General features: G+C 62.5%; 19 protein-coding genes and 1 pseudogene. 14 read left to right on the top strand and 6 right to left on the bottom strand.

Annotated elements, in window-relative coordinates:
* Window positions 1-33: 33 nt before the first annotated feature.
* Both AB4O40_RS05445 and AB4O40_RS05440 read left to right on the top strand, forming a co-directional pair.
* The gene (locus AB4O40_RS05445; RefSeq protein WP_056727367.1) at window positions 34-1,074 is read left to right on the top strand and encodes an ABC transporter substrate-binding protein; all 1,041 of its coding nucleotides are present in this window, start codon (window positions 34-36) and stop codon (window positions 1,072-1,074) included.
* A 600-nt stretch (window positions 1,075-1,674) separates the two neighbouring features.
* Window positions 1,675-2,742, top strand: a complete 1,068-nt coding sequence (locus tag AB4O40_RS05440) for a GGDEF domain-containing protein (protein WP_056727364.1) — start codon at window positions 1,675-1,677, stop codon at window positions 2,740-2,742.
* Here AB4O40_RS05440 and AB4O40_RS05435 read toward each other — a convergent pair.
* The 4 genes from AB4O40_RS05435 to AB4O40_RS05420 all read right to left on the bottom strand — a co-directional run bounded on the left by AB4O40_RS05435 (window position 2,739) and on the right by AB4O40_RS05420 (window position 6,897).
* Window positions 2,739-3,098, bottom strand: coding sequence for a cupin domain-containing protein (locus tag AB4O40_RS05435; RefSeq protein WP_056727362.1), 360 nt, complete (start codon window positions 3,096-3,098; stop codon window positions 2,739-2,741). The two genes, AB4O40_RS05440 and AB4O40_RS05435, sit on opposite strands and share 4 nt — an antisense overlap.
* A gap of 13 nt (window positions 3,099-3,111) precedes the next feature.
* Window positions 3,112-4,509 (bottom strand): NAD(P)/FAD-dependent oxidoreductase, encoded by a 1,398-nt coding sequence (locus AB4O40_RS05430; protein WP_460055669.1) that lies wholly within the window; start codon window positions 4,507-4,509, stop codon window positions 3,112-3,114.
* 70 nt (window positions 4,510-4,579) lie between these two features.
* Window positions 4,580-5,863 carry a nucleotide disphospho-sugar-binding domain-containing protein gene (locus AB4O40_RS05425; RefSeq protein WP_460154680.1) on the bottom strand — a complete coding sequence of 428 codons (1,284 nt, stop codon included), beginning with the start codon at window positions 5,861-5,863 and terminating at the stop codon, window positions 4,580-4,582.
* A 101-nt stretch (window positions 5,864-5,964) separates the two neighbouring features.
* Window positions 5,965-6,897 carry a GntR family transcriptional regulator gene (locus AB4O40_RS05420; RefSeq protein WP_056727356.1) on the bottom strand — a complete coding sequence of 311 codons (933 nt, stop codon included), beginning with the start codon at window positions 6,895-6,897 and terminating at the stop codon, window positions 5,965-5,967.
* Window positions 6,898-7,096: 199 nt separating this feature from the next.
* Between AB4O40_RS05420 and AB4O40_RS05415 the strand changes: the two genes are divergently transcribed.
* From AB4O40_RS05415 to AB4O40_RS05365, 11 genes and pseudogenes are all read left to right on the top strand, one after another.
* Window positions 7,097-8,152 carry a polyamine ABC transporter substrate-binding protein gene (locus AB4O40_RS05415; RefSeq protein ID WP_056727355.1) on the top strand — a complete coding sequence of 352 codons (1,056 nt, stop codon included), beginning with the start codon at window positions 7,097-7,099 and terminating at the stop codon, window positions 8,150-8,152.
* Window positions 8,153-8,234: 82 nt separating this feature from the next.
* Complete coding sequence (locus AB4O40_RS05410) at window positions 8,235-9,095, top strand: ABC transporter permease (RefSeq protein ID WP_056727353.1); 861 nt, start codon at window positions 8,235-8,237, stop codon at window positions 9,093-9,095.
* The gene (locus tag AB4O40_RS05405) at window positions 9,092-9,898 is read left to right on the top strand and encodes an ABC transporter permease (protein ID WP_056727350.1); all 807 of its coding nucleotides are present in this window, start codon (window positions 9,092-9,094) and stop codon (window positions 9,896-9,898) included. The genes AB4O40_RS05410 and AB4O40_RS05405 overlap by 4 nt, the downstream gene beginning before the upstream one ends.
* Window positions 9,891-10,970, top strand: coding sequence for an ABC transporter ATP-binding protein (locus AB4O40_RS05400; protein ID WP_460055674.1), 1,080 nt, complete (start codon window positions 9,891-9,893; stop codon window positions 10,968-10,970). The genes AB4O40_RS05405 and AB4O40_RS05400 overlap by 8 nt, the downstream gene beginning before the upstream one ends.
* Window positions 10,971-11,002: 32 nt before the next feature.
* Entirely contained in the window at window positions 11,003-12,286 is a 1,284-nt protein-coding gene (locus AB4O40_RS05395; protein WP_460055677.1) for a nucleotide disphospho-sugar-binding domain-containing protein, read from the top strand.
* Window positions 12,279-12,647, top strand: a complete 369-nt coding sequence (locus AB4O40_RS05390) for a cupin domain-containing protein (protein WP_056727345.1) — start codon at window positions 12,279-12,281, stop codon at window positions 12,645-12,647. Before AB4O40_RS05395 ends, AB4O40_RS05390 begins: the two co-directional genes overlap by 8 nt.
* 175 nt (window positions 12,648-12,822) lie before the next feature.
* On the top strand, window positions 12,823-13,167 hold the full coding sequence (locus tag AB4O40_RS05385) for a cupin domain-containing protein (protein WP_007976122.1): 345 nt from the start codon (window positions 12,823-12,825) through the stop codon (window positions 13,165-13,167).
* A gap of 5 nt (window positions 13,168-13,172) precedes the next feature.
* Window positions 13,173-14,246 (top strand): aminoglycoside phosphotransferase family protein, encoded by a 1,074-nt coding sequence (locus AB4O40_RS05380; RefSeq protein ID WP_223541794.1) that lies wholly within the window; start codon window positions 13,173-13,175, stop codon window positions 14,244-14,246.
* On the top strand, window positions 14,227-15,735 hold the full coding sequence (locus AB4O40_RS05375) for an aldehyde dehydrogenase family protein (protein WP_460055682.1): 1,509 nt from the start codon (window positions 14,227-14,229) through the stop codon (window positions 15,733-15,735). Before AB4O40_RS05380 ends, AB4O40_RS05375 begins: the two co-directional genes overlap by 20 nt.
* A gap of 27 nt (window positions 15,736-15,762) precedes the next feature.
* A pseudogene (locus AB4O40_RS05370) lies at window positions 15,763-16,191 on the top strand (NTP transferase domain-containing protein); the annotation flags it as partial.
* Window positions 16,192-16,536: 345 nt separating this feature from the next.
* Window positions 16,537-18,015 carry an aldehyde dehydrogenase family protein gene (locus AB4O40_RS05365; RefSeq protein ID WP_460058171.1) on the top strand — a complete coding sequence of 493 codons (1,479 nt, stop codon included), beginning with the start codon at window positions 16,537-16,539 and terminating at the stop codon, window positions 18,013-18,015.
* A 471-nt stretch (window positions 18,016-18,486) separates the two neighbouring features.
* On the opposite strand, the gene AB4O40_RS05360 is transcribed toward AB4O40_RS05365, so the two are convergent.
* Entirely contained in the window at window positions 18,487-19,446 is a 960-nt protein-coding gene (locus tag AB4O40_RS05360; protein ID WP_460055685.1) for an efflux RND transporter periplasmic adaptor subunit, read from the bottom strand.
* 3 nt (window positions 19,447-19,449) lie between these two features.
* Entirely contained in the window at window positions 19,450-19,821 is a 372-nt protein-coding gene (locus AB4O40_RS05355) for a DUF3302 domain-containing protein (protein WP_056727334.1), read from the bottom strand.
* Between the two features lie 151 nt (window positions 19,822-19,972).
* On the opposite strand from AB4O40_RS05355, the gene AB4O40_RS05350 reads away from it, so the two are divergent.
* The gene (locus AB4O40_RS05350; protein ID WP_223541792.1) at window positions 19,973-20,635 is read left to right on the top strand and encodes a VIT1/CCC1 transporter family protein; all 663 of its coding nucleotides are present in this window, start codon (window positions 19,973-19,975) and stop codon (window positions 20,633-20,635) included.
* Window positions 20,636-20,710 lie beyond the last annotated feature (75 nt).

Here is a 20,710-nt window from a genome sequence, read left to right as displayed (position 1 = left end):
ACAACGGGCCGACAAGCCCCGAGGAAGCGATCCATGTCCAGATCCTTGCGTTGCAGTGTTCCGTTTGCCCTGGCGTTGCTCAGTGCCAGTGTGTGGGCGGCCCCCCAGGACCTCACCGTGATTTCCTTCGGTGGTGCTACCAAACAGGCCCAGGATAAGGCCTATTTCCAGCCCTTCAACGCCAGTGGCGCGGGCAACATCATCGCCGGTGAGTACAACGGCGAGCTGTCGAAGATCAAGGCCATGGTCTCCGCCGGTCACACCAGTTGGGACGTGGTAGAAGTCGAAAGCCCCGAGCTGCTGCGCGGCTGCGAGGAGGGCCTGTTCGAGAAGCTCGATCAAGGACGCTTCGGTGACTCGGCGAACTTTGTGCCCGGTGCGCTGACCGAGTGCGGGGTGGCCACTTACGTCTGGTCGATGGTCATGGCCTACGACCAGAGCAAGCAGGCCAAGGCGCCGCAGTCCTGGGCCGACTTCTGGAACGTCGCCGACTTCCCGGGCAAGCGCGGCCTGCGCAAGAGCGCCAAGTACACCCTGGAAATCGCCTTGCTGGCCGACGGGGTCAAGGCGGACGATGTGTACAAGGTCTTGAACACCCCGCAAGGCGTGACGCGGGCCTTTGCCAAGCTCGACCAGATCAAGCCGAACATCCAGTGGTGGGAGGCGGGCGCCCAGCCAGCGCAATGGCTGGTGGCCGGGGACGTGGTGATGAGCGCCGCCTACAACGGCCGGATCGCCTCGGCGCAGAAGGAAGGCATGAAGCTGAGCATCGTCTGGCCGCAGAGCCTGTACGACCCGGAATACTGGGCGGTGGTCAAAGGCACGCCGAACAAGGCATTGGCGGAAAATTTCATTGCATTTGCCAGCCAGCCGCAGACGCAAAAAGTCTTCTCCGAAACCATCCCCTACGGGCCGGTGCATCGCCAGACCCTGCCATTGCTGCCCAAGGCCGTGCAGGAGCAACTGCCGACCGCCGAGGCCAACCTGGCCGGTGCGCGGGCCGTGGACGCGGAGTTCTGGGTCGACCATGGCGAAGAGCTTGAACAGCGCTTCAATGCCTGGGCTGCGCGCTGACACAGGCACCGCATAACCCCTGTAGGAGCGAGCTTGCTCGCGATGAGGCCATCAGCTTCAACATCTTCGTTGACTGATGCACCGCCATCGCGAGCAAGCTCGCTCCCACAAAAAAGCCTGGTGCAAAACCTCGGGTTCAAACTTTGCCGCCTTCGCGCAGTGGTGATGGCAGTCAGTTAAAACACAGGACCCTGTGGGAGCGAGCTTGCTCGCGATGAGGCCATCAGATCCAACATCTTCGTTGACTGATGCACCGCCATCGCGAGCAAGTTCGCTTCCACAAAAAAGCCTGGTGCAATACCTCGGGTGCAAGCTTTGCCGCCCTCGCGCAGTGGTGATGGTGATCAGTTAAAACGCAGAGCCCCTGTGGGAGCGAGCTTGCTCGCGATGAGGCCATCAAATCCAACATCGTCGTTGGTTGATACACCGCCATCGTCGGAACGCCGCCCGGAGCAGGCTCGCTCCCACAAAAAAGCTGGGTGCAATACCTCGGGCACACCGGGTTGAAATGATTGTGTAAATCGGGATGGTCGTTTGCCGGGCGTATCGCTATGCTCAGCGAGTTTGCCAAACGCCAATGATAACAATCACAGTGAAACCATGAGCCAATCAGACACGCGAGCGACTGTTCTAGCGCTGTATCCGGAAGACTCCCGCGAGGCCGCGGCATTGCTCAAGCAGGCAGTGCCGCTGATGGTTCGTCACAACATTCCGCCCAACCCGGTGCATTACGCGCTCTGGTACACCTACAGCAAGGGCCAGGAGCCGGAGCTCAACCGGCAACTGGACCGGGTGGTCAACGACTTTGACTATTTTCCGCCGGAGTCCGCCACCAAGCTGTTTCGCGAGTACATCATCCGCGATGAACTGGCGGATGCCCGCTCCGGGCAGCAGGATGCGATCAACCTGGTCGACGACATGGAGCGCGATGTGTCGCGCAGCGTGCAAGGCAACCAGAACTTCCAGGCCAGCCTTGGCCAATACCTGCAGATGCTCGAAGAACCCGCCGACGAGCGCTTGCCGAGCATCCTGATCCAGCTGCAACAAAGCACTCGGCTGATGCAGGGGCAGCAGGAGCATTTCCTCGCCCAGTTGCAGTCGGCGCAGCATGAAATCAAAAGCCTGCGGGACAAACTCGAACGCGCCCAACTGGCGGCGACCCTCGATGGCCTGACCGAATTGCTCAACCGCTCCACCTTCAACCGCCAGCTTGAACAGGCCATGGGCAACGTGGCGACGGGTGTGGCGCTGGTGATGCTGGATATCGATCACTTCAAGCAGTTCAACGACCAGTACGGCCATCCCTTGGGTGACCGCGTGCTGCAGCATGTCGCCCGGGTGTTGCGCGATTCGCTGCCCGAAGAAGCGTTCGCGGCGCGTTATGGCGGCGAGGAGTTCTGCGTGGTGCTCAAGGATTGCCCGGATATGGCGGCCGCGGGCGCTTTTGCCGAGCGCCTGCGCCTGAAAATCCAGTCGCTGCGGGTCAAGGCCCGGGGCACCGACACGGTGCTGGACACCATCACCGCATCGTTTGGCGTGGCCCATGCGCAAACTGGCGACACACCGGAAAGCCTGCTGACCCGCGCCGACGATGCGCTGTACCAGGCCAAGCGCAACGGGCGCAATCAGGTACGTCAGCAGCCTGACGTAGCGGTCGGGGCCGTTTAGCCAAGGATGAAGTAGACCTTGCGCACCGTCGTGAGGTTTTCCCAGGTGCCGTTGAATCCGCTGGCGACCACGAAGGAATCACCGGGGCCGAACGTGCGCGCGACGCCCTCGGCATCGGTCAGGCGCACGCTGCCTTCAAGGATGTGACACAGCTCGTCGTAATCGCACTGACAGCGCTCGCGGTGCGGTCCCGCCTCCCAGATGCCGGCCACGGCGTTTTTTCCGGGCTGCACAAAGTGCCGCCAACTCTTGCTGCGGTAAGGCGCGTCAACCACGGCCGGGTCGTTGATTTCAGTTTCACGGGGAGCAAGGTCGCTGGCGAAGTCGATGACGTGCCGGGGCAGGGCTGTGGACATGGTGGTCTCCGGATCAGGAATCGAAACCGATGCCAAAGGCATCGAAGGTCTTGAGCAGCAGGTCGCGGTGACCGTCGCGGTCTTCGCGCGCCAGTGAACGCTGGGCCAGTTTCACACCTACATAACGCAAGGGTTCGGGCGGAAAGCGGAACGGCGCCTTGGACGTCATCAGCAGTTCGGTACGTTCGGTGCGCTCGCCGGCCAGCAGGTCGAGCATGTTCAGCGCGGCGAAGCGGCTGGCGGACACCCCTTGCCCGGTGAAGCCCAAGGCATAGGCGACGCGGCCCTGGTGCTCGCATCCGGTGAACATCGTGGTGCGTGCGGAGGTGTCGATGATGCCGCCCCAGGCATGGCTGAAACGCATATCGCCCAGGGCCGGGAAGGTCTGTTGGAATTGTTCGGCCAGGCGCTGGAAGCTTTGCGGGCGCTGGGTCAGGGCCTCGTCGCGGCGCCCGCCGAAATGGTAGATGGCATCAAAGCCGGCCCAGAGAATGCGGTTGTCGGCGGTCTTGCGCAGGTAGTGGAACTGATTGCCGGCGTCGGCGATGCCGTAGCGGCCGGTCCAGCCGATGGCGGCCAGTTGTGCATCGTTCAGCGGCTCAGTGACCAGCGAGTAGTCGTAGACCGGGATCACGCTCGATGCCAGATGACCGAGCAGTGGCGGGGCGATGTTGGTGGCGAGGGCGATTTTTCCGGCGGTCACTTCGCCGCTTTCTGTACGCAGGCGCAGGTTGTCTTTGTCCGCGCTCAGTTGCAGGACCGGGCTGTTTTCGAACAGTTGAATGCCTTGCTCAAGGCAAACGCGGCGCAGTTCGGCGGCCATTTTCGCCGGGTTGAGCAGGGCGTAATTGGGCTCGAACAGGCCGGCCGCATACGCCGGTGAATCAAGCTGGTGTGCCAGATCGCTGCCTTCCAGCCACTGGCAGTCGATGTTGAACCGCGCATAGTTGCGCTGCATCGAGCGCAGCCCATCGACCTGCCACGGCTGGCTGGCGACGTTGAGCTTGCCCTGGCGTTCGAACTCGACGTGCATGCCGAAGCGTTGCAGGTCGGCGGCCAGTTCGTCGAGGTTCTGCCGGCCGAGGCGGATCAGTTGCTCTGCTTCATTCGGCCAGCGCTTGAGGGCGTTGGAGACGCCATGGGAAATGCTCGGCGCGCAGAAACCACCATTGCGCCCACTGGCCTCACCGCCACAGCGTCGTGCCTCGATGATCGCGATGCTCAGCCCGGGGTTGCGTTGGCGCGCCAATAGCGCGGTCCACAATCCGGTAAAGCCACCACCGACCACCACCAGATCGAACTGCATAGACCCGCTGACGGCGGGCGCGGCGGGCGGTGGGGTAACGGTGTCCTGCCAAAAGGGGTGAGGCAGGGCACGGTCAAGCGCATCGAGACGCGATGGGACATTCATGCTGAAACTCCGGCGGTGTGTCGGGCAGCGACGATTGCGTTCGGTTGCCCGACGGTTTTTGTTGTTTTGGCTAGAGGTCTGGCAGCGCAAGAATCGCGCGGGCGGCAATGTCGGTGCCGCGGGTCGCTTGCATGCGCTCGCTGAACGATTTGAGGCGTTGTTTCATCGCTTGGTCGGCCAGCAGCTGTTCGAGGGCGGCGGGCAGGGCGGCCAGGGGATCGGCAAAGCGCGGCAGGTAGCGGCCGACGCCGACTTCCTCGGCGCGGGCGGCGTTGTCGTGGCCGTCCCAGCAATAGGGAATGATCAGTGACGGCAAGCCGAAATACAGCGCTTCACAGAAGCTGTTGTTGCCGCCGTGGTGGATGAACAACTGACATTCCTTGAGCACCGCCGGCTGGGCAAACCAGCTGTCGAGGTACACGTTGTCCGGCACGGTGGTGTACATGTCGCGGTAGGCGCCGACGTTGACCAGGAAGCGGTACGGCAAGGTTTCGATAGTGCTGATCAGGCGCTTCATCATTCCGGTGTCGGCGGCGCCAAGGCTACCGAAGCTGAGGTAGATCAGCGGCGCGTCGTTGTGCCGTGGAAAGTCCGGGACGATGTACGGCGCTTCGCGGCGTACGCAACCGTCGAGGTACACGTAGCGCTGCGGGTCCAGCGCTTGCTGGCGCTCATAGCGCACTGGCGTCGGTGACAGCAGCAGGTTCAGCCATGGCGAGTCAGTGAGGAACTGCCCCGCTGGGCACGGCGCGGTGCCGTTGCCGAGGAGAAATTGCGAAAAGCGTTCATGGGCCGGTGCGACAGCCTTCAGGTACTGCTCGGTGTAGCGTTCGCAGGCCTGGGGGTCGCTGGCCAGGCACCCGGACAGGTACGGTGGAACGTTGGCATCCGGCAGTTCGGTTTCGGCGCAGGACACCACTCGCACCCAGGGGCAACCGGCGTTGGCGATGGCCGGGAACATCACCACGTTGTCGAGCACGATCACGTCGGGCTTGAGGCGGCCGAGCAACTGCTGCAAGGGTTTTTCCGCTTCGATCGCGGTGTCGATGATGGCTTCCCAGGCCGGCGCCACGTAGCTGTCGATCTGTGCCAGCGGGGTCTGGTCGAAGTAGGGAATGCTGCGCTCGATGAAGCGCTCCCAGTAGTGCTGGTGTTCCGCCGCCGACAACGGGCTCGCTTGCGGAATCGGGTATTCGTCGAAACCGTATTCGGCGAACAGCCCCTGGAAATGTTCATGGCAGATGAACACCGGCCCGGCGCCCAGTTCACGCAGCGACTGAGCGATACCAATGCAGTTCAAGGCCGCGCCGAAACTGGCTTCGGGAAACAGGGCGATCAGTTTTTGTTTTTGCATGGCGAGGGACTGTCCATGGCGGGTCAGACCCGCCGCTCCTGAAGGTGTTTTTGATGCTGTCTTATTTTCAAAAAAAAATCATCATGTTTTTTGCAAGTCGGTTAGCGACGCCCGAACAGATGACTTTGCGGGATGCCACGGTTGGCGGTTTGCGGGCGTTGCGCGGCGCTCAGGCGCAGGTGCAGGCGCAGCAGGTCGGCGGCGATCTCCATCTGCCCGCGTTCGATCTGCGCGATGATCTGCAGGTGTTCGCGCAGGGCCTCTTGCAGGCGGTGCACGCTCACCGAGGGCAGCAGGTTCGGCAGGCGCCGCAGGCCCTGATGCTGGAGCAGGGCGTCGCTGATGAAGCGGTTGCCGCAGCTCTGGGCCAGCAGTTCGTGGAAGCTGATGTCCAGTTCGCGAAACTGTTGGATATCGAAATCTTCCACGGGGCGGGCGAGCAGGCTTTGGGTGGCGCTGCGCAACAGCGCCAGGCGTTGCGGGTCGGCGTTGAAGCTGGGACTGAGCAACGCTTCAGGTTCGAGAATCAGGCGGAATTTCAGGCTTTCTTCGAGGGCTGCCAGGCTGTTCAGTGACGGGCGAAACAGCCAGGACTGACCGGGGCCGCGCTCGATGGCCTGGTTTTCGCTCAATTGCTGCAGGGCCTTTTGCGCCGCCGGCCGGCCGATGTCGTAGCGGCGCATTAGTTCGCTGATGCTGATGCTGTCGCCCAGGCGCCCGGCCATGCGGTCGCGCAGCACCGAGGCGGCCAGTTCTTCTTCTTCGGCCTGGGGCAGGGCGGCATTGAAGGTCTGGCCGGCCGGGGGGGCCAGCAGGGTGTAACCCTTGCCCGCTTCATGGCTCAGCAGGTTTTCTTCGAGCAGCACTTTCAGCGCGCCGCGAATCAGCGTGCGCGAGACCTGGAAGGTCCGGGCCAGGGCCTGTTCGGCCACCGGGTCACCGGCCACCAGGCCGCTTTCCTGGGTGTGCTCGAGGATGCGCCGGGCCAGTTCCAGGTGATTGGTGCGCGGTTTTTTTTCGGCTGTCGTGCTCAAGCGTGTTTTCTCGTTGTGATCCGCTGTCGGACTCAGGTGCTCATCTTATGTCATGCGCCGGCGAAGCGTCAGGCCGTAAAAAAAGCGTTGACATCTTTTGATACTGGTCCTAATTTCTAAAAAAAAACACAAGCAATCGTTTCTCGTTTTGCCGTACTGCCTTCGAACACAACAATAAACAATCGTCGGGTGAGTATTTATGAGCAAGCTGAATGATCTTCTGTGCGTGGGATTGGCCGTTTCCCTGGCGATCGCTTCACAGGCTGCAAGTGCGAAAGATATGGTGATTTCCATCTGGGACGGCTACATGGCCCCGGATGCGCTGGAGAAGTTCAAGGCTGCCAGCGGTGTGGACGTCGACAAGGCGCTGCACGCCACCAACGAAGAAATCATGGGCAAGCTGATGGCCTCCGGTGGTGAAGGGTACGACGTGGTGTTCGTCTCCTCGCCTTTCGCCGAAGTCCTGCACAAACAGGGGCTGCTGGCGGACATCGATCCGGTCAAGGTCCCCAACCTGAAAAACCTCTACCCCGAAGCCACGCACCTGGAGTATGACCAGGGCAACCGGTTCTCCGTGCCTTACACCTGGGGCACTACCGGCATCTGCTACCGCTCCGACAAGGTGACGCCGGCGCCACAGAGCTGGAACGAGCTGCTCAATCCGAGCGATGCGCTCAAGGGCAAAGTGACGATGCTCGCCACCGACCGCTGGATGCTCGGCGCCGGTTTCCTCGCCAAGGGCTGGTCGGTCAACGACAGCGACCCCGCGCAAATCGCCGCGGTTCGCGATCAACTGATCGCCACCAAGAAACGCATTCTCTCCTTCGACGACACCACCTTCTACTCCAAGCTGGCCTCCGGCGAATCGCTGATGGCCCACGCCTGGGACGGCTGGTGCAACTACGGCACCCAGGCCAACGCGGCGATCAAGTTCGTGGTGCCCAAGGAAGGTTCCGACCTGTGGGTGGACACCATGGTCGTGTTGAAAAGCTCGAAGCACCAGGACGAAGCCTTCAAGTTCATCAACTTCATGCTGGCCAGGGAAAACCACGCCTGGGTCGCTGAAAACATCCTCTACAAAGTTCCCAACCAGGCGGCCATGGCCGGGTTGTCCGCTGACTTGCTCAAGCAATACCCCAACCTGACCATCGCCCCCGCCGAGCTGCTGAAAATGGAGCAATTGCGCGATCTGGGCGGCACCACGCAAAAGGCCTACACCCGCGCCGTCACCGAAATCATGGCGGCGCAGAACTAACGCCACGTCGATCCGAGGCATGCCCGGCATGCCTCGCCACACTCGCAAGCCGCCTCTGTCCTGAGGCGGGAGGATAGGGTTAATGAGTGCTTTGCATGCTGACAGGCGCCTGTCGGCCTGGCTTCTTGCGCCCGGCTTCGGCTGGCTGCTGATGTTCCTGGTGATTCCGTGCCTGTTGGTGCTGGTCTACAGCTTCGTTGAACGTGGCGCCTATGGCGGCATCGACTGGTTGTTCACCTGGGAAAACTACCAGCGCGCGTTCGATCCGCTGTACCTGGGCATCCTGCTCAAATCGGCGAAGATCGCCGGGCTGGCCACAGTGTTCGCGGTGTTGATCGGCTACCCGGCGGCCTATGCGATTGCCCGTGCGCCACGGCGGCGTCAGGCGGTGTATCTGTTTCTGGTGATGCTGCCGTTCTGGAGCAATTACCTGATCCGCACCTACGCCTGGATCGTCCTGCTCAACCGCGAAGGCCTGATCAACCGCCTATTGCAAATGCTCGGCTACAGCGGCGAACCCATCAGCCTGCTGTACACCGAATCGTCCGTGGTGCTGGGGCTGGTCTACAACTACATCCCCTTTGTGATCCTGGCGATTTTCTCGTCGCTGTCGCGGATCAACAACGAATTGTGGGACGCCTCGAAAGACCTCGGCGCCTCGGGCTGGATGACCTTTCGCCGGATCATCCTGCCGCTGAGCGTGCCGGGTATCGCGGCGGGCGCGGTGTTTGTGTTCGTGCTGAGCATCGGCAACTTCATCACTGCCGACCTGCTGGGCGGCAAGCAGGTGCAGATGGTCGGCAACCTGATTTATTCGCAATTCCTCACGGCGCGGGACTGGCCGTTCGGTGCGGCGCTGAGCTTCTTCCTGATCGCGATCATGTTGATCCTGTTGTTCATCCAGGCCCTGGTGGCCCGTCGTGCAGAAGGGGCGCGCTCATGAGTCAGTCTCGTTCTGTCAGCGCCACCGTGCTGGGTTCGCACCTGGGGCTGGTGTACGCCTTCTTATATATACCGATCCTGGTGCTGATCCTGCTGTCGTTCAACAAGTCCGGATTGCCTACCGCCTGGGGCGGCGTATCGCTGAAATGGTACGCGGCACTGGCGCACAACACGGCGATTCTGTCAGCGGCGCTCAACACCCTGATCGTTGCCTTGTCGGCGACCTTGATTGCCTGCGTGCTCGGCACGTTCCTGGCGCTGGGTATCGAGTTGCGCCGCAAGGGCAACGACAAAGGCCAGGTGGTCGACACCTTGCTGATGGCGCCAATGATCATCCCTGACATCGTGCTGGCGATTGCGCTGTTGAGTTTCTTCAACCTGCTCAAGGTCGGCCTGGGGCTGCACTCGATCATCATCAGCCACGCGGTGTTCAATATTGCCTTCGTCTGCGCGGTGGTGCGCACGCGGCTCAAGCACTTTGACTATTCGATCCTCGAAGCCTCGATCGACCTGGGCGCGAGCTGGTTCACCACCTTGCGTCGGGTACTGCTGCCGGTGATTTTCCCCGGTGTGCTGGCGGGTGGGTTGCTCTCGTTCACCCTGTCGGTGGACGAATTCATCATCGCCTTTTTCAACTCCGGCTCCGGCCAGGCCTCGACCACGTTGCCCATGCAGATCTACGCCATGATCCGCTTTGGCGTCACCCCGGAAATCAATGCTCTGGCGACGCTGGTGATGCTGGTCAGCATCACCGCGCTGCTGGCTTCGCAGCGTCTCAACAAGGCTCCTCGCACCCATGAATAATTCTTCCGCGGTACTGATCCTGGATAAGGTCAGCAAGTCCTATGGCAACGACCTGGCGGTCAACGAGGTGTCGCTGAGCATCCGCGAGAACGAGTTCTTCGCGCTGCTCGGTCCGTCGGGCTGCGGCAAGACCACGCTGCTGCGCATGCTCGCCGGTTTCGAGACCCCCAGCGGTGGTTGCATCTACCTGGACGGCAACGACATCTCGCCGCTGCCGGCCAACAAGCGCCCGCTGAACCTGATGTTCCAGTCCTACGCGCTGTTCCCCAACATGACCGTGCGCAAGAACATCGCCTATGGCCTGGAAATGGAGCGCCTGCCGGAATCCGAAATCCGCCGCCGGGTCGATGAAGTGCTGAACACCGCGCAACTGGGTGAGCTGGCCGAGCGCAAGCCCGATCAGCTTTCCGGCGGCCAGCGTCAGCGGGTGGCATTGGCCCGGGCGCTGGTCAAGCGTCCGCGGGTGTTGTTGCTCGACGAGCCCTTGGGCGCCCTCGACAAAAAGCTGCGGGAAAAGATGCAGCTGGAACTCAAGCGCCTGCAGCACGAGAGCGGCATCACCTTCATCATCGTCACCCACGACCAGGAAGAAGCCCTGGTGATGTCCGACCGCATGGCGGTGCTCGATGGCGGCAAGGTCTGCCAGTGCGGCAGCCCGACCGAGCTCTACGAAAACCCCAACAGCCGTTTTGTCGCCAACTTCATCGGCGTCAGCAATCTGCTCGAAGGCGTGCGCTCGGGCCCGCACTCGGTGCGGGTCAGCGGCCACGAGTTGAGCGTCGAAACCGATGCGCCTTCGGTGAGCGGCCAATCCGTCGCCGTGGTGGTGCGCCCCGAACGCCTGCAAGTGCTGACGGAGCAGGGCGGCGATTGCGCCAATCAGGTCAGCGGCAAGATCGTCGAAATCGCCTACCACGGCCTCGACACCAACCTGCACGTGCAGACCCCCCTCAGCGACAAACCGTTGATCGTGCGCGTGCCGTCCTCACAGTTTGAATTCGCCCATTTTGCAATCGACACCACCATCCGGCTGGGCTGGCAGGCCCGGCATGCCCGCGTATTGACGCGCTGAACAATAAAAAGACCAGGCAGGAGCAGCACTCGATGAAACAGAAAGTGATCGCATTCTTCCCCGAAGCCGCCTACGGCCCGGCCCTGAACTCAGTGGGTATCGCCCAGGCCTGTGAAGCCCTGGGGCACAAAGCGGTGTTCCTCACCGACCCGGGCATGAGCGGTGTCTACGCCGGTTATGGTTTTGAAGAGCACATGGTCAACATGTCGGCACCGATGCCGGCCGAAGAGATGGCCCGCTACTGGGTGGACTTCATCAACGGCCACATCCCGAACTTCCGCAAGTCGCCGCTCGACCAGATCGACAACTACGTCAAGGAATGCTGGGCCGCCATCGTCGAAACCGCCAAGTGGGCGCAAAAGGACCTGCCGGCGGTGCTGGACAAGGTCAAGCCCGACCTGATCTGCGTCGACAACGTGATCCTGTTCCCGGCGATCAAGCAATACGGCAAGCCCTGGGTGCGGATCATTTCCTGCTCGGAAAACGAGATCGAAGACCCGGATATCCCGCCGCACCTGTCGGGCATGAGCATCGACGACAAGGCTGGCCACGCGCTATTCCGCCAGCGTTTCGAAGAAGTGGTCGGGCCGATCCACGACGACTTCAACCAGTTCCTCCAGGCCCATGGCGAGCAGCCGTATCCGCTGGGTACCTTCTTTGAAGCCTCGCCGTTCATGAACCTGCTGCTGTACCCGGATGCGGTGAAGTTCGACCGGCGCCACCCATTGCCGGCCGAGCGCTTCCATTACCTGCAGGGTTGCGTGCGCCACGACACGCCCTACGAGATTCCGCAGTTTCGCGCCCACAACGACAAGCCGCTGCTGTACGCCAGTTTCGGCAGCCTCGGTTCCGGCGATGTCGAGCTGCTCAAGCGTCTGATCGAGGCGGTGGGCAAGCTGTCTTACCGGGCGCTGTTCAACGTCGGCGAGCACCTCGACGAGTACCCGGACCTGCCGGACAACGTGCAGATTTCTAACTGGTTCCCGCAGCCATCGGTGATTGCCCAGGTCGACGCGGTGATCCACCACGGCGGCAACAACAGCTTCACCGAGTGCCTGTTCTTCGGCAAACCGGCGATCGTCATGTCCTACGTCTGGGACGGCCACGACAACGCCATGCGCGCCGAAGAAAGCGGCCACGGCTTCAAGCTCGACCGCTACGAATGGAGCGAAGAACAGCTGGCGGAAAAACTCCACGCGTGCCTCAACGACGAGGCGATGCGCCAACGCCTGCAGCGCACCAGCGCGCAGATGCAATCGCGCAAGGGGCCGCAAGACGCGGCTGCAATTCTCGACAAGGTGCTCAACGATGCCTGATTCATCCACCACGGCGGGTATCACGCCGTACCTCGAAGCCGTCAGCAGCCGCACCGACCTGGTGGACTGGGGCGTGCAGAGCGACGCCGTCGAAGGCGTCTCGCATTCCAGCGGCCGCTTGCTGTTCAAGGGCCCGAACAACAGTCCGGAAAGCGGACTGTGGGTGTGCACCCCCGGGCGCTGGCGGCTGTCGATTCCCCGGGACGAGCTGTGCCACTTCATCGCGGGGCACGCCACGTACCGTCATGACAACGGCGAAGTGATCGAGGTGCGCCCCAACACCCTGGTGCTGTTCCCGGCCGGCTGGACGGGCGAATGCAACGTCCGCGAAACCCTGCGCAACGTGTACATGCTGGCTTGAACCTGATGCTGAACGGTTAAAAGGCGAAACCTGTGGGAGCGAGCTTGCTCGTGATGGCGGCGGGTCAGTCAACGTTGATATTGAATGTTATTGCGCCATCGCGAGCAAGCTCGCTCCCACAAGGATCGCGGTGTCTGATCGGCATTGGGCCAACGGACTTTTTTGGAGAAAAACAATGACTACCCCGTTTCTGTACGACCCGCTGAGCATCACCGACGTCAAGGATTGGGGCGTGATCCCGACCATGCTCGAAGGCGAATCCCGTGTTTCCGGCGTGGTGCTGCACAAAGGCCCCGAAGGCCAGTCCGAATGCGGTATCTGGATCTGCACCCCGGGCAAGTGGTTCTGCCATGTGACCAGCGACGAGTTCTGCCACTTTCTCGAAGGCCGCTGCACGTACGTCCACGAGTCCGGCGAGGTGATCGAGATCAAGCCGGACACCGCCGCCTTCTTCGGCAAGGACTGGAAGGGTGTGTGCACCGTCCACGAGACCATCAAAAAGGTCTACATGATCCGGTGACTGCCATGACAGATGCACTGGCGTCATTGCCAACCCGTGAAGATCTGCGCGCCGCCTTTCTGGCCCGCGCCGGTCACGCCGGGACCTTGCTGGTCGCCTTGCCGGCGGATGCTTCGACCCGGCGTTATTTCCGCCTGGAGGGCGCCGGCCTGTTGCTGATGGATTCGCCCCCCGACAGTGAGCCGATCGGCCCGTTCGTGCGCATCGCCCGGCAGTTGCAGGGGCTGGGCCTGTCCGCGCCGGCCTTGCTGGAAGTGGACGAAGCGGCGGGGCTGGCGTTGATCGAGGATTTCGGTCACGACACCTACACCCGGCTGCTGCTGGCCGGGCATTCGGAGTCGCAGCTGTATCACCTGGCGGTCGATACGCTGGTGGCCTTGCATCGCGCTGCGCCAGCCACGGAACTGGCGCCTTACGACGGGCAGCGACTGGCGGACGAGTACGCATTGTTTATCGACTGGTACGTGCCGCTGCTGATCGGCAAGGACGCGGCGCAAGACCTGCGCGATGAGTATCTGGCGTTGTTCGCCGACACTTGTCGCGATGTCGCAAAACGCCGTGAAGCCCTGGTGCTGCGCGACTTTCACGTCGACAACCTGATGCTGTTGCAAGGCCGCGAAGGTGTCGCCGCCTGCGGCTTGCTGGATTTCCAGGACGCCCTGGTCGGGGCGGCGGCCTATGACCTGATGTCACTGCTCGAAGACGCCCGGCGCGATGTGCCCGAGGCACTGCGCGAGGCACTGATCAGCCATTACCTGTTGCAGCGCCCGGAGCTGGATGCGCCGGGTTTTCTCGAAGATTACCGGTGCCTGGCCGCCCAGCGTCACGCCAAGGTGCTGGGGATTTTCGTGCGCCTGGCCGGCCGTGACGGCAAGCACGGTTACCTGGCGCATTTGCCGCGCACCCTGGGTTTGTTTGTCCGCGCCCTGGACGCCGAGGCCTTTGCGCCCCTTCGCCAATGGCTCGACCGGCACGTGCCCGACTGGCGTGAAGAGCTGCCCGCCGCGACCCTGGCGACGTTGCGTGAAACCCCTTATCGATTGGTTCAAGGATCATCCCATGGCCACGTTCAACACTGACACCGCATTGCGTTTCATCAATTCTGAATTCCTGCCGCTGACCGATGGCCGTGTGCGCGAAGTGCTCGACCCGGCGACCCTGCAACCGGTCGGGCAAGTCGGCGTGTGTGGCGAAGCCGATGTGCAGACCGCCACCGATGCCGCCACCGCCGCGCAACGCCAATGGCGCCTGATCGATGCGAAAAGTCGCGCCGCGCGCTTGCATCAGCTGGCCAATGCCATTGAGCAGAACCTGGCCTGCAACCGTGAAGTCGCCCGCCTGATGACCCTGGAGATGGGCAAGCCGTTTCCCGAAGCCATGGGCGAACTGGCCAACTGCGCGCCGATCTTTCGCTACTACGCGGAGATGGCCCGGGACGATGCCGGCAAGGTCGCCGGCACCACGCAGATCGGCTCCTTCCAGCATGTGCGTTACGAGCCGTACGGCGTCAGCGTGCACATCATGCCGTTCAACTTTCCGATCCTGCTGATGTGCTGGACGGTCGCCGCGTCGCTGGCGGCGGGCAATGCCTGCATCATCAAGCCGGCGGAAGCCACGACCCTGTGCACCCTCAAGTTCATGGAGCATTTCACCGCGTTGCTGCCGGGGCTGGTGTCTTGCGTGCCGGGCGATGCAGTCACCGCGCAATTGCTGGTGCAGTCGGATCAGACCCATGCGGTGGCCTTCACCGGCAGCGTGGCCGCAGGCAAGGCGGTGGCCGTGGCCTGCGCCGAACGGATGAAACCTTGCGTGATCGAGGCCGGTGGCAGCGATCCGCTGATCATCTCCAGGTATGCGCCACTGGACGTGGCGGCGGCGGGGGCGGTGACGGCGGCGTTCCACTTGAGCGGGCAGATCTGCACGTCGGCCGAGCGCTTCTACGTCGTCGATGAAATCCATGACGAGTTTGTCGCGAAGTTCGCCGAGCGCACCCGCGCCCTGCGTATCGGTCATGGCCTGGAGCGCTCGGAGATCGGGCCGATGGTCAGCGAGGCGGCACGCAACAAGGTCATGCGCCTGGTCGATGACGCCGTGGCCAAGGGCGCGACAGTGGTGTGCGGCGGGCGGATTCCACCCGGGCACAGCGTCGGCTGGTTCTATGAGCCGACCATCCTCACCGGCGTGACCGGTGATATGGCGATTCTGCAGGAAGAGTGCTTCGGCCCGGTGGCGGCGATCTGCCGGGTCAGCGATTTCGACGAGGCGGTGCGCTTGGCCAACGATTCGCCGTTCGGCCTTGGCGCCTCGCTGTTTTCCACTGACCTGGCCGAAGCCATGGAGGCCGCCGAGCGTCTGGAGGCGGGGATGGTCTGGGTCAACAATCCGCTGATCGACAACGATGCGCTGCCGTTCGGTGGCTGGAAGATGTCCGGCCTTGGGCGCGAGCTCGGGCGTCAGGGGCTGGAAGCGTTCCGCCGCTCGAAAATGGTCATCATCGACCACCAGCCGAAAATCCAGGACTGGTGGTATCCCTACGCCGACGACGTGTTCTATCGCGATCCGGCCTGAAGCCGTGATGCACACAGGAGGATCGTGATGAGCGACAACATTGGCTGGCCGACCCTGGCGGTGATTCTCGCGGCCGGGCAGGGCACGCGCATGCGTTCGCCGCTGCCCAAGGTCTTGCACCCGGTGGGCAACCGGCCGCTGCTCGGCCATGTGCTGGCGGCGGTGGCGACGGCGGGCATCGAGCAACGGGCGGTGGTGGTGGGCGCCGGCGGCGGGCAGGTGGCCGAGTACCTGCAACAGGTGGCACCGACGGCGCAGGTGTTTACCCAGCACGAACAACTGGGCACGGCCCATGCGTTGCTGGCGGCCCGGCCTGCACTGCAGGCTCACGAGCAGGGTTGTGTGTTGGTGCTGTTTGGCGATTCGCCGTTGATCACCCCGCAGACCCTGAACCGTTTGCGTCGGGCGCTGATAGACGGCGCAGCGGTGGCGGTGGCGGGTTTCCATACCCGGCAACCGGGACCCTATGGGCGATTGCTGGTGAAGGACGGTCGTCTGCGGGCCATCCGCGAAGCCAAAGACGCCAGCCCGCAGGAGCTGGACATCAACTTCTGCAACGGCGGCGTCATGGGCCTGCGTGCCGACACCTGCCTGTGGTTGCTGGAGCGTATCGGCAACCGCAACGCCCAGGGTGAGTACTACCTCACCGACGCGGTGGCGGTGGCCAACGAAGCGGGGCATACGGTGACGGCCGTGGAAGTGGATGAAGTCGATGTGCTCGGGGTCAATGACCGCGAGCAATTGCAGGTCGCCGAACAGCTGTACCAGCAACGTCGGCAGCGCAGGATCAAGGAGTGTCCCATGGGTGACTATCAACGGTTGTACATCGGCGGCGAGTGGGTCTTACCCGTCCAGCGCGGTGTTTTTGAAACCCTCGATCCGAGTGACGAGTCGGTTCTGGCGCGGGTTGCCTCGGCGACCGCCGAGGACGTCGATCTGGCCGTGGCGGCGGCGCGCAGGGCGTTTGACGAGGGTGACTGGCCACGTTGGTCCGGGGCACGACGGGCGCAAGTGCTGAGGAACATCGCCGAGGGCATCCGCGCTCGCCAGGACGAACTGGCGGCCATCGAAGTGCGCGATAACGGTAAGCCGCTGCCGGAAGCCTTGTGGGACATTGCCGATACCGCCGGGTGCTTCGATTTCTATGCCGGACTTGCCGAGCAGTCGGACCAAACCAATGAGCAATCGATCGATTTGCCGGATGCGCGCTTCACCTCGTCGGTGATCAAGGAACCGGTGGGCGTGGTCGCGGCGATCATCCCGTGGAATTTCCCGATGCTGATGGCCGCGTGGAAAGTCGCCCCGGCACTCGCGGCGGGCTGCACCCTGGTGCTCAAACCTTCCGAACTGACGCCGCTGACCGCCCTCGAACTGGCCGGCATCGCCGACCAGGCCGGGTTGCCGGCCGGGGTGCTGAATGTGGTCACAGGCTGGGGACGCGAAGCGGGAGCGCCGTTGGCCGAACACCCGCAGGTCGACAAGATCGCCTTCACCGGCAGCGTGCCGACCGGACGCAAGGTCATGCAGGCCGCTGCCAGCGAGATCAAAAACATCAGCCTGGAACTGGGCGGCAAATCGCCTTTCGTGATCTTCGCCGACAGTGATATTGAGGCGGCGGTGGAGTGGATTCTGTTCGGGATCTTCTGGAACCAGGGCCAGGTCTGTTCAGCCACTTCGCGGGTGCTGGTGGAACGCGGGTTGTACCCGGCGTTGCTGGAGCGCTTGATTGCCGCCACCGAGCAGATTCAGATTGGCCAGGGCTTCGAGGAAGGGGTGAAGCTCGGACCACTGGTCAGCCAGGGGCAACTGGACAAGGTGCTGGCGGCCATTGCAGCCGGTCAGCAAGAGGGGGCGCGGCTGGTGTCGGGCGGTGTGCGGCCGGGTCATCTGGAAAAGGGGTATTACCTGACGCCGGCGATTTTCGCCGATGTCCCGCAGGACAGCGTCGTGTGGCGCGAGGAGATTTTCGGCCCGGTGGTGTGCCTGCGGGCCTTCGACACCGAAGCCGAAGCGATCCGCCTGGCCAATGACTCGCCGTTCGGGTTGGCGGCGGCCGTCATGTCCCGGGATATCCCGCGTTGCGAACGGGTCGCTCGCGGTTTTCGCGCAGGCATCGTGTGGGTCAATTGCTCGCAACCGACCTTCGTCGAGGCACCCTGGGGCGGCTACAAGCAAAGCGGCATTGGTCGCGAACTGGGTGAGTGGGGCTACAACAGCTACCTGGAAACCAAGCAGATCACCCGCTACAACGGCGAACCCTGGGGGTGGTATCTGAAGTGACGTGAGCGCCGCAGTGGCCTGCCTGCGGACAGGGGCAGGTCATTTTTCCCGAATTGTACGGCTGTGGAACTGGAAGCCATTCTGGCAATCGAAGCCTATACGGGCGAGACGGACGTCGTAATGGTTACGCGCTGGCATTGAACGCCTTGTATGGCTGTAAAGCCGGGAGGGTTGCATGGAAAGGGACGCGATGTTCAGGTTCCTTGCGGGCTACCTGTTGATGTGTGCCCTGCTGGCATGGGGGGTGGTCCAGGCGTCTCACTGGATTGCTTCTCGCCTGCTGCTGTATTGGATTATTTAGCGCCGACCCTCGCTGCCTCGCTCCTTCCTGTCGATTCTTCCAGCACCCCAATGGTGCGACCCACTGTCTGGCCTTCTTCCTCCGATCCTTAGCCTGCGAAATCAGTCCGGTTTGCTGAACCGGCCACTGACCCAATCCAGGGATTGAGCCAGTGGCCGATGCTGCCCGGGTTAGTGGAACGGGAAGATGTAGTTCATCCAGGCGGCCATGCGCAGAAGGATTTTGCGCATCATCGCGATGTGATGGAAATGCTGGCTGTACAACGCCGCCTGGCCGTAGGCACCGCCCGGCATCTGGCCGGCGTACTGTGCATAGTCGGGGTCGGTGATCTCAATGATCACCGGGACCCGGCCGGCCGGTGGTGAACCGGTGAAGCCGATCAGCGTGCCCGACGGCTGGATCTGGCCTTCGGCGATCACCGAAACGACGGTCTTGACCTTGCCTTCGAACACCTTGCCCGGAATGCCGTCGAAAGCGACCTCGGCCTCATCGCCCTCGGTCAGGCGCAACAGGCTGTTCTGGCGCATCCACGCGGAGAAGTAATGCCCTTCCGCGGGAATGAAGACCATCGAAGGGCGCAGCGGCAACTTGGTCGCCATCATGCCCGGACGCAGCGAAACATGGGTGACGAAGCCTTTGCTCGGCGCACGGACCGTGGTGTTGTCGAGTTCGTACTGCGCGCTGTCCAGTTGTGCCTTCAGGTCATCGCTGCGCGCGACCACCATGTCCAGTTCCCGTTGGGTACTGAAATTACGCTTGATCAGCTCGGTGATCCGCGCGCGATCGGCCTGGGCGGCAATCAGCTGTGCCTTGAGGGATTTCAGTCGGTATTCGAACGGCGCCGGGTCGATGCGAAACAGCACATCGCCTTTTTCCAGGGGCTGGTTGGACTTCACCGGTACATCGATCACCTGGCCGCTGACCACGGGAATCACCGGAACCGACACGAAATAGGAACGCGCCACCTCGGAGTAGGGGTGGTTGTAGTTCATCGTGAAAATCAACGCGCCGATAATCACGACTCCGCCCAGCACCGCCGTGGGTACTGTCCATTTGTTCAGGGGGATGCGGAAGATCTTGAAGATGGCTACGCACAGAGCGGCATACGTCAGAATGAGTAAGAGATCCATGGCTCAAATGCCCTCGCCGAGATTGTCCGTTGGCACCCGGTTCTGGGTCGTGCCCGTCGCTGCCTCCAGGCGCTCGATCCGGCCTTGCAGCTCGGCGACCTGTTGTTCGAGGTGAACCACATGACTTTTGGGTGAATGTCCGTCACTGAAACCCCAGCCCCGGTCCTCTCGATAGGCCATGGCCCAGATCCACAGGAACGGCCACAGCGCGTGCAGGGTGAAGAGGCTGACCCAGCCGGTGGCGTGGATTGCATCCTGGTGAGGGTGGTTGCGGTGGACAGCAATTTCATAGGGGATGTCGTGGAGCAGGATGATCCCGTAAAACAGCACAAGCCCGACAAAGACCAGCAGGCCCAGGGCGAAGTAATCAAGCATGAACCACTCCTCTTGAAGCAGATAACGTGTGCGCATGAGTGTAGCCGTTCAATCTACACTTGACGGGGATGCGGCTATCCAGCCGGAGCAACCGGTGCCTGGCCGACGCGTCGACCGATATCGTGCAAGCACACTCCGACGAGGTGAGTTCATGCCAGACAATGGTCAATTCGAAAGGGCGCCTGTACTGGACCCTGTCGAGCGCATTACCGAGGTGATCTTCGGCCTGCTGATGGCCATGACGTTCACCGGCACCATCAGCGTGGCCACGGCGGACCAGGCAGCCGAACGCACGATGATGATTGCCGCGCTCGGCTGCAATCTCGCCTGGGGACTGGCCGATGCGGTCATGTACCTGTTGCGCGCACTGGTCGAGCGCACGCGCAGGATCAAGCTGTACATGGCCTTGCGCAATGGCGCGGACGCCGTGGCCGGCCAGGCGCTCGTTGCGCAGGTATTGCCGTTGCAGTTCGCGACGGCGGCCGGCAGCGAGGGCCTGGAGTTGTTGCGCCGGCGGCTGCTCGAGCAGCCCTCCTTGCCGATCAGGGCGGGCCTGGGCTGGAACGACTTCAGGGGCGCCCTCGGGGTTTTCCTGTTGGTCGTGGGCTCGACGTTTCCGCTGGTGGTGCCGTTCATACTGCTGGATCAGACGGCACTCGCCATTCGCCTGTCCAACCTGATCGGGCTCGTGGTGCTGTTCATCGCCGGCTGGATGCTCGCCAGATACGCTGGCGCCACGCAATGGCAGGGTGGGGTGATCATGGCCGCTACGGGGGGTGTGCTGATCCTTGCGATCATTGCGCTGGGCGGCTGACAGCCGGTCATAAATCAACACACTAAAGACTCATTCTCATTTACAATTGCCCTTCCATTTACGTTGGGCAGCCTG

It is taken from the genome of Pseudomonas sp. S2_F07, assembly GCF_054668325.1.
This window is presented reverse-complemented; position numbering and strand designations above follow the sequence as displayed.

What these genes read in the sequence shown, in the direction of transcription:
- AB4O40_RS05430 (WP_460055669.1), bottom strand. Translation starts at nt 4,509, where the DNA reads ATGAATGTCCCATCGCGTCTCGATGCGCTTGACCGTGCCCTGCCTCAC.
- AB4O40_RS05365 (WP_460058171.1), top strand. Translation starts at nt 16,537, where the DNA reads ATGGGTGACTATCAACGGTTGTACATCGGCGGCGAGTGGGTCTTACCC.
- AB4O40_RS05360 (WP_460055685.1), bottom strand. Translation starts at nt 19,446, where the DNA reads ATGGATCTCTTACTCATTCTGACGTATGCCGCTCTGTGCGTAGCCATC.
- AB4O40_RS05375 (WP_460055682.1), top strand. Translation starts at nt 14,227, where the DNA reads ATGGCCACGTTCAACACTGACACCGCATTGCGTTTCATCAATTCTGAA.
- AB4O40_RS05425 (WP_460154680.1), bottom strand. Translation starts at nt 5,863, where the DNA reads ATGCAAAAACAAAAACTGATCGCCCTGTTTCCCGAAGCCAGTTTCGGC.
- AB4O40_RS05445 (WP_056727367.1), top strand. Translation starts at nt 34, where the DNA reads ATGTCCAGATCCTTGCGTTGCAGTGTTCCGTTTGCCCTGGCGTTGCTC.
- AB4O40_RS05410 (WP_056727353.1), top strand. Translation starts at nt 8,235, where the DNA reads ATGAGTGCTTTGCATGCTGACAGGCGCCTGTCGGCCTGGCTTCTTGCG.
- AB4O40_RS05355 (WP_056727334.1), bottom strand. Translation starts at nt 19,821, where the DNA reads ATGCTTGATTACTTCGCCCTGGGCCTGCTGGTCTTTGTCGGGCTTGTG.
- AB4O40_RS05440 (WP_056727364.1), top strand. Translation starts at nt 1,675, where the DNA reads ATGAGCCAATCAGACACGCGAGCGACTGTTCTAGCGCTGTATCCGGAA.
- AB4O40_RS05400 (WP_460055674.1), top strand. Translation starts at nt 9,891, where the DNA reads ATGAATAATTCTTCCGCGGTACTGATCCTGGATAAGGTCAGCAAGTCC.
- AB4O40_RS05380 (WP_223541794.1), top strand. Translation starts at nt 13,173, where the DNA reads ATGACAGATGCACTGGCGTCATTGCCAACCCGTGAAGATCTGCGCGCC.
- AB4O40_RS05385 (WP_007976122.1), top strand. Translation starts at nt 12,823, where the DNA reads ATGACTACCCCGTTTCTGTACGACCCGCTGAGCATCACCGACGTCAAG.
- AB4O40_RS05350 (WP_223541792.1), top strand. Translation starts at nt 19,973, where the DNA reads ATGCCAGACAATGGTCAATTCGAAAGGGCGCCTGTACTGGACCCTGTC.
- AB4O40_RS05390 (WP_056727345.1), top strand. Translation starts at nt 12,279, where the DNA reads ATGCCTGATTCATCCACCACGGCGGGTATCACGCCGTACCTCGAAGCC.
- AB4O40_RS05415 (WP_056727355.1), top strand. Translation starts at nt 7,097, where the DNA reads ATGAGCAAGCTGAATGATCTTCTGTGCGTGGGATTGGCCGTTTCCCTG.
- AB4O40_RS05405 (WP_056727350.1), top strand. Translation starts at nt 9,092, where the DNA reads ATGAGTCAGTCTCGTTCTGTCAGCGCCACCGTGCTGGGTTCGCACCTG.
- AB4O40_RS05395 (WP_460055677.1), top strand. Translation starts at nt 11,003, where the DNA reads ATGAAACAGAAAGTGATCGCATTCTTCCCCGAAGCCGCCTACGGCCCG.
- AB4O40_RS05435 (WP_056727362.1), bottom strand. Translation starts at nt 3,098, where the DNA reads ATGTCCACAGCCCTGCCCCGGCACGTCATCGACTTCGCCAGCGACCTT.